The sequence below is a fragment of the Flavobacteriales bacterium TMED191 genome, from assembly GCA_002171975.2.
GTDB lineage: Bacteria > Bacteroidota > Bacteroidia > Flavobacteriales > TMED113.
On sequence record NHIO02000018.1, the window covers coordinates 1 to 7620 of the forward strand.

General features: G+C 28.0%; 8 protein-coding genes, 1 tRNA gene and 1 pseudogene. 8 read left to right on the forward strand and 2 right to left on the reverse strand.

Features of this window, described 5'->3' with window-relative positions; genetic code table 11:
• The coding region (locus tag CBD51_001200) for an rRNA (cytidine-2'-O-)-methyltransferase (GenBank protein RPG60319.1) at positions 1-358 on the forward strand (358 nt) is incomplete at its 5' end.
• Between the two features lie 24 nt (positions 359-382).
• On the forward strand, positions 383-601 hold the full coding sequence (locus CBD51_001205; protein RPG60320.1) for a hypothetical protein: 219 nt from the start codon (positions 383-385) through the stop codon (positions 599-601).
• 4 nt (positions 602-605) lie between these two features.
• On the opposite strand, the gene CBD51_001210 is transcribed toward CBD51_001205, so the two are convergent.
• Positions 606-1307: a hypothetical protein gene (locus tag CBD51_001210; protein ID RPG60321.1), complete on the reverse strand. Its 702-nt coding sequence runs from the start codon at positions 1305-1307 to the stop codon at positions 606-608.
• Positions 1308-1445: 138 nt separating this feature from the next.
• Here CBD51_001210 and CBD51_001215 point away from each other — a divergent pair.
• The 6 genes and pseudogenes from CBD51_001215 to CBD51_001240 all read left to right on the forward strand — a co-directional run bounded on the left by CBD51_001215 (position 1446) and on the right by CBD51_001240 (position 5687).
• Positions 1446-1519: transfer RNA gene (locus tag CBD51_001215), tRNA-Arg, on the forward strand.
• A 142-nt stretch (positions 1520-1661) separates the two neighbouring features.
• A complete protein-coding gene (locus CBD51_001220) occupies positions 1662-2015 on the forward strand; it encodes a hypothetical protein (GenBank protein RPG60322.1) in 354 nt (117 codons plus the stop codon).
• Positions 1942-2415, forward strand: coding sequence for an FkbM family methyltransferase (locus CBD51_001225; GenBank protein ID RPG60323.1), 474 nt, complete (start codon positions 1942-1944; stop codon positions 2413-2415). The genes CBD51_001220 and CBD51_001225 overlap by 74 nt, the downstream gene beginning before the upstream one ends.
• Before the next feature lie 547 nt (positions 2416-2962).
• Positions 2963-3235, forward strand: a pseudogene (locus CBD51_001230) (hypothetical protein).
• 626 nt (positions 3236-3861) lie between these two features.
• A complete protein-coding gene (locus CBD51_001235) occupies positions 3862-5226 on the forward strand; it encodes a hypothetical protein (protein RPG60324.1) in 1365 nt (454 codons plus the stop codon).
• Entirely contained in the window at positions 5223-5687 is a 465-nt protein-coding gene (locus tag CBD51_001240; GenBank protein RPG60325.1) for a hypothetical protein, read from the forward strand. Before CBD51_001235 ends, CBD51_001240 begins: the two co-directional genes overlap by 4 nt.
• 13 nt (positions 5688-5700) lie before the next feature.
• Here CBD51_001240 and CBD51_001245 read toward each other — a convergent pair whose 3' ends face one another.
• Positions 5701-6990 (reverse strand): hypothetical protein, encoded by a 1290-nt coding sequence (locus tag CBD51_001245; protein RPG60326.1) that lies wholly within the window; start codon positions 6988-6990, stop codon positions 5701-5703.
• Between the last annotated feature and the right edge of the window lie 630 nt (positions 6991-7620).

Genomic DNA, 7620 nt, shown 5'->3' on the forward strand with positions numbered 1-7620 from the left:
AACAACTATAATTTATGAATCACCTAAACGACTCAAAAAATTGCTTACGGAATTATTTGAATTCTGTGGAGGTGATAGGGAGATTTTGGTTACTAGAGAATTAACAAAGAAATTTGAAGAACATGTTGGTAATAATATTAATGAAGTAATAGAATTCTTCGATATTAATGATGTAATTGGAGAAATAACAATCGTATTAAAAGGAATTAACAAAAAAAGGGATTTGAATCTTGATAGATTTAGTTTAAAAAAAGATCTAAACGATTTAATGAGAGCAGGATTAAGTTTGTCAGCAGCATCTAAATACTTAGCGAAGAAAAATGGAGTAAAGAAAAGCGAAATTTATAATTTGATTTAAGATTTAAGATAAAGGACAAAGAATATGAGTTTCTTAATTAAAAAATTATTCTTAACAGTAATTTTCAATTCTTGTTTATTTCTAGCCTTATTTATTGGTATACAAAATAGTTCAAACAAAAGCAAAGTAAACTTGTTAATCGACGAAACAATTGAACTCCCAATAAGTTTTATAGTAGGTTCAAGTTTTATAGTAGGTTCCTTTTTTGGTAGCTTACTACTTCTAGATATGAATAATGAATAAAAATTTATCCAAGAGCTATTAAATTTTCAGCACAAACAATTCTTGAAATCCCTCTCTCGATAAGAACAGGAGCTGCGATTTTAAATACATCGGTGTTAGGAACCTTAAGTACCTTTTGCTCCTTATTACAAAATCTTTTAGCAAGATTCAAATCAAAAAATATTTCTATAGTTTTTCTATTCAAATCATCATCCGGTAAGAAGTCCCATGCTGGAAAATCTTTTAACAACTTTGTTTCTAACTCAATTTTCTTATCCACAATCATATAAACAACTTTAGGGAAATCTACCTCTGATATATGAACTGAAGATAATTCTTTTCGAGATAAATTTTCTATTTCATAATTTAAGGGGGCAATCTCAAAAAAAGATTCCATAGGCGTGAAATTTGAATCATTTCTATTTTCTTCCAGGATTTCGGAAGCTTCAGAAACTTTCTTAGAGCCTTCATGATTAAGATTTATATTCACTAAACCATTAACTTTGATTTTTTCACTTGTAGATTTCCCTTTTTTAGGTTTACCTTTACAAGATTTGTTTTTATTGAGTAATTCCTTATATTTTAAATCTCCAAGACTTTTCTTTAAGTTTCTTGCTATGGTTAGTTTATTAAAATTATATTCTTCAGACAAAATATCAAGAGATTTCCCAGATTTAAAACTTTCTAGAATTTCATCCTTTTCTTTATCGGTAAGTCTTTTAGCCAAAACTAAATTAAAAATTCCCTCTCATTCTAAGAAAATTTCCACAAATAATATTAATTATAAAAATAAATAGTAATTAAAAATTATAAAAGCTTTTACTTAGATGGTGTAAGTTTGTCTATTTAGATATAATAAGTAAATGCTTCCTTAGCTCAGCTGGATAGAGCAACTGCCTTCTAAGCAGTGGGCCGCAGGTTCGAATCCTGCAGGAAGCGTAAATTTTTTTTCAAATAATTAAGATTATCAAATCAGTAAATCAATAAATCTCAGATTAACTCTTCCTATTAGTCTATGTATTGGATTTTTAATTTTCAACTTTCTCTTTGAACAATTAAAATAAATAAAAAATATAACTCTATGCGAATAAGAAAAAATATAAGTTTTTGTGCTAGAAAATTATCTGATTTATTTTATGATTTATCAATTTTTTTAAAAAAACAATCAACATCTGTTTATCCATTTACATCAATTAATGATTTAGATAAACAAATTTCTATTCTTTTGCCAAATTTACTTAACAGTAAAACTTTTTACATAGAAGTTGGGGCCAATGATGGGATTACTCAGAGTAATACATTTTTCTTAGAAAAAATATATAAGGCTAAGGGAATGCTCATAGAAGCATCTCCTTCTCTGTATGAGAAATGCTTTCTTTACAGAAGCAAGCAAAAATATTATAGAGAATTATGCATTAGTTTCTCCAAGTTATAAAAAAGAATTTGTAAAATTAATTTTTGGAAATCTATTTACTACACAACCAAAACCTAAAAAAGATTCCCTAGAACATGCTAGAAAAGGAGTTATTCGAAAATTACCAATTAGAAAATTATTAGGTTTACCGAAAGATCATGTTTATAATTTTTTTGCACCTACCACAACACTTAATAGTTTAATTGAAATGCATTCTATAAATAATGTTGATTTATTATCTTTAGATGTTGAAGGTAATGAACTCGCTATTTTGGAAGGTTGCAGCTTAGAGAAAGGGCATATAAAAAATATTCTTGTAGAGACTTCAGATTATAAAATAATCAACGATTATCTTATAAATTCTGGATATTTCTTAATTAAGAAACTCTCAGGGCACGATTATTTGTATAGACTTTTATAACTTTGTATATCTTTAGGGCAATCCTAAAACTTAAATAGATCCAATTATTTAAAGATAAGTTTTTGTTTCAATTGTTTATTAAGCCTACTCTCCCAATTAGTCATATGAGTGCTTTCGGAGCAATAGATCGCAGGTTCGAATCCTATCGCCCCGACTTGCTTTTCAGCGATTACCTAATTTGACTTAGGGAAAAATTAGGGAAAATGACCTCCTTTTAAGGGGGTTTTCTTATGGTTTTTCCCTAGACTTTATAGAATTTTCTTGAATTTTTAGAATATAAGCCTACCTTATATATATCGATTCTTTTTAAAGAGTCTTTATTTCCCTAAGTTTGGGTTTATTAAGTGGTTGATCACTTCCCAAGCGAGAGCTAAATTCCTCGAACTGGTTGCAATCATAGAGGAAGCCAATCAAAGGTCTAACGGAAGCAATACTCGAGGATATTGGGAGGTCACCACCGAGAGGAAATAGAACCAAAAAGATTAAAAAAAGAACAGAAGGCTATAAAGGAAGGCTTCTCCAAAATCGACCAACTTAGGCACTAACAATGCAAGTTAAATGGTTAGGAGTTAAAGAAGCTTCCAAAAATTTGGCTATATCACAAGCAACCCTTTGGAATTTGAAGAACACTCTCTTTCTTAATGCTGGTAAACATTGTATTTAAGTCACAGGCAATAAAAATTCTAATGTTCTATTTAATAAAGAAACCATTAGAGAATGGCAGATTGCAGAAACAATCGCCAATGAAGAAGACCCCATAAGGGCAGCTAAAAAGAAGCACATTGAACTAACTTATAGAGGAAAAGCTTACACAAGCTAGTACATTTATCGAATAAATAAAAAAGCCGCTTTTAGTGGCTTTTTTTGTCCAAAGTTAATCAAAAAAAATCACCTAATACTTCTAACAAATATTAAACTAATATGATTTAATTTCATTTATATATGTGATTAATATGGCAGACCAGAAACCTTTATTTAAAGCACCTTATGACATAAAAAATGTAAGTGCTCTTTTCGCCATAGTTGCCTTCGTTTTAATACTCGCTGCAATAGTTGGAAATAACTTATTTGGTTTATTTCAAGAAAATGTTAATTTCGAATAATTGAATTTAATTAAGCAAATAGAAAACAAAAATTCAATTTATAAATAAATTTTAATTAAGGTAATTGATAAATACTTTTCCATACTTTTGCTACTTTTGAAATTCTCAATTTTCAAACTTAATTCCAAATTTAGCGTTATATGAGGATAAAAATGTTTAATTATGTAATTATAAAATTTTGAAAATTTTAAATGCAGAATCTTTTGAAACATAGATTTTGCTAAGAACCTATCTTAAAAGTCCAATTTATATCATTAATATATAAATTTTTATTAGTTATTAATTCCTTTTATATAAATTTACCGCCTACGATTTAAGATAATTTAAGTTTTAAAAAAATATTTTGAGTAACCTAATAATTTTTGATCTTGATGGAGTTCTGATAGATAGCAAAGATATACATTTTAATGCTTTAAACAAAGCTTTAGCTGAAATTGATAAAAGGTACTTTATCAATAAAGAGTTACATTTAAAAACTTTTGATGGCCTGCCCACATTGAAAAAGTTAGAAATTCTTAGTTCAACTCTAAATCTACCTATTTCCAAACATGAAGAAATATTCAATAGAAAACAAGAATATACTCATCAGGAATTTTCTTTACTTAATAAAGATCAAGGACTTATAGATCTTTTTAATCTTATAAAAGGTAAAGCTATAAAGATAGCAGTAGCAAGTAATTGTATAAGGAAGTCTGTACAGATAGCATTAGTAAGACTTGAAATAATTGAATATGTTGACTATTTAGTAAGCAGCGAAGATGTCTTCAGAAGAAAGCCTTATCCTGAGTGTTATTGGAAATGCATGATAGCTTGTGATTCCTTGCCATTATCTACAGTAATCTTTGAAGATAGCCATGTTGGAAGAACAGCCGCCAAAACAAGTAAAGCTCACCTAATTCCTGTCGATGACAGAACACATTTAAATGAGAACTTAATAAATAAGGCCTTTAAGCTTTTAGAAATTGCCCCTCCTACCCCATGGATAGATCCAAATTTGAATGTATTAATACCTATGGCTGGAGAAGGTTCTAGATTTTCTAAAGCTGGGTATACATTTCCAAAGCCCTTAATTGAGGTTAAAAACAAACCAATGATTCAAGTTGTCTGTGAAAATTTAGCTATTCAGGCTACTTATACGTATATAGTCAAAGAAGATCATTACAATAAATACAACTTAAAATATCTACTTGAACTAATCTCGCCCGGCTCTAATATTGTACGTGTAAATCAAACTACAGAAGGAGCAGCATGTACAACTTTACTTGCCGAATCTATTATAAATAATGACAAGCCGCTTCTCATAGCAAATAGTGATCAGTACATAAAATGGAACTCTCAGGAGTGTTTATATTTTTTTTCTGATAAATCTATAGACGCCGGTATACTCACATTTAAAGCAACTCATCCAAAATGGTCTTACGCAAAAGTTGATAAAGATGGCTTTGTTAAAGAAGTGGCAGAAAAAAAAACAATAAGTAATGAAGCAACTGTAGGTATATATTATTGGAAAAAAGGATCTGACTACGTAAAATTTGCGAAACAAATGATTAGTAAAAATATTAGAACAAATGGAGAATTTTATGTCTGTCCAGTTTTTAATGAAGCAATTGAATCTGGATTAAAAGTTAAGACATTTGAAGTTGATAAAATGTGGGGAATTGGTACTCCAGAAGATCTTAAAGTTTTTCTTGAGGATAATCGTTCATGAAAATTATCGCTCACAGGGCGAATCTTGAAGGTCCAGATAAGTACTTAGAAAACACTATTTCTCAAATAGAAAAGTGCATTAAATTAGGCTTTGATGTTGAATGTGATCTTAGATTTATTGATGGAGAATATTTACTTGGACATGATGAAGGAATACATACTATTGATATCAATGATCTAAAAAAATATGCTGATAGCTTATGGATCCATTGTAAAAATCTACAAGCTCTAGAAATGCTTTCTCAAGGGAATAATCGAAAAATTTTAAACTTTTTCTGGCATCAAACTGATATGTATACTCTTACAAGTAAAGGCTTTATTTGGAGTTTCCCAGGTAACAAATTATCTCCAAATTGCGTTCAAGTTATGCCTGAATTAAATATGGAAGTTAGAGATGTTAAACATTTAGATAAAAGTCAGATTTATGGTATCTGCACCGATTACCCAATTCTCTTGAAGTAGTACTTAATTAGTTTTAAATCAAAAAATTTTTTAACAACTTTTTAATTTTTGATAGAAGCAAATAATAACTATTGGAACTAACTGGGCTTGAAGGCCAATATGAAAATAAAAATGATATCAATTTTTCTATGCCTAAAAGTTTACGAAAGCCATTAAAATATTCCTCTCTTGGAGTTCTAGCTATCAAATATGAACTACTATTAGTTCTTAAAATTACCCCATAATCCTGAAGCCTTCTACTTAACTCAACGTCCTCACATTCATTCCAAAACAAAAGCTCATTCCATTTTAATTTACTCAAGATCCATTTTTTTGCAATAATGCAACCTCCGTTTATGTAAGTATTAGGATGATATTCATAAGGGTCCAACAATATCGCTTTACCGTAATGATCTAATGAAGGCATTGCCGCAATTGATGGTATATTTTTGTGTTTACTATGGCCCTTATAATTTAAAATTGGTTGTGTAATTGTCTGCGCAGTAAATTGATATCCAGTATTTTCTATTTGATTAATCCAATCTTTGGGCATAATGTATCTATTATGACAAATCATTAGATTTTTATATTTCGAAAATTTTGTAATCTTATTTTTTTTATGAGAAATCTGAATTTCAGGTATAGAATTTATAGGTGAGTAAAGTAATAATTTTACATTCTCAGTATCTTTAATTAGATCTTTTAAATCGATATATCTGTCAGAACAAACTATAACTTCGAAAGTCCTTTTAGCTCCTCTAAAAGCTTCTATAATAGAATTAACTAATTCTTCAAGTTTTTCAAATTCGCTTTCTGCCCCACTTGTAATAATACCAAAACTCCAACTATCTAAATTTTTTTGATCAAGTTTGTAATCGTTATATAGATCTTTTTTAAGCTGAATATTTAATAGTGAGAATTTTTTATTATCTTCCCTTGATTGATTAACTATACTTAATGATCTTAATTTAATTTGGTTTTTTACTAATTTCGCAAAATTATAATATGAATAATATTTTATACCTGTACTTAAATTGACCCTGCAAACTAATTTGCTTTGTATTGAATTACTTAGAATTGAAAAACATTCATCCATAAATATTGGCCAATTGTTGTACTTCCAAATTTCAAGTTTAATCTCTAATTCTAACCACTCACCATTGATGTCTAAGTTTAAAATTTGAAAGGAATCATTAAAATAAAATACTTTAAAGTCTTTTTTTTGAAGTTTTTCTAAGTTGAATTTATTATCTATAATTAATTTTTTACCATCATAAAAAGCGAATATATTTTGAGGTTTTAAAGTTCTATTTAAAAATTTCATTTTAAATCTTTAATTAACTTTCAAACTTCATGGAAGATTATCTTTAGCTTAAACCCTCATTAAACATTTAAAATCTTAAATAAAAAATTGGAATATTTATTATTAAAAATAAAATTAAATATTTTCATTATGATGTAGTTGTGAAATAATTTTGAGTCTGTAATTTTGAAATCTAAAAAAGACCCAACTTCGAAGCAAGAGACGTTCTATGTCGCGAAAAGTTCTATAGAGATCCAAAGAAAGTAATTTCTTTGTTAGATGAGAGCCAATAAAACCAGCCCCACCCGTCATTAAGTTTCTATTTTTTTCACTTTTTAAGTATTAACTTATAATTTAATTTAACTCACGATTTGGTATTAGAGGACAATGCTGAGAAATTTAGTATATTCTTTTCAAAAAGAAATGAAATCTAATCATTTTTTTAAAAATATCTTTAATAAGTTGATAAAATACACATTTTTAAAGAGATTTTTATTTTTTTATATATTTAAGCCTAATAAGTTCCGAAGAAAATACAATCAATTCAAATTAGATATTGTTTTCAAAAAAGAAATAAAAGATTCAGAATACTTAAAGGTAATCATAAATAAAAAAGACTCTTTAAAAACTATAGAAATACACTTTTCAAAA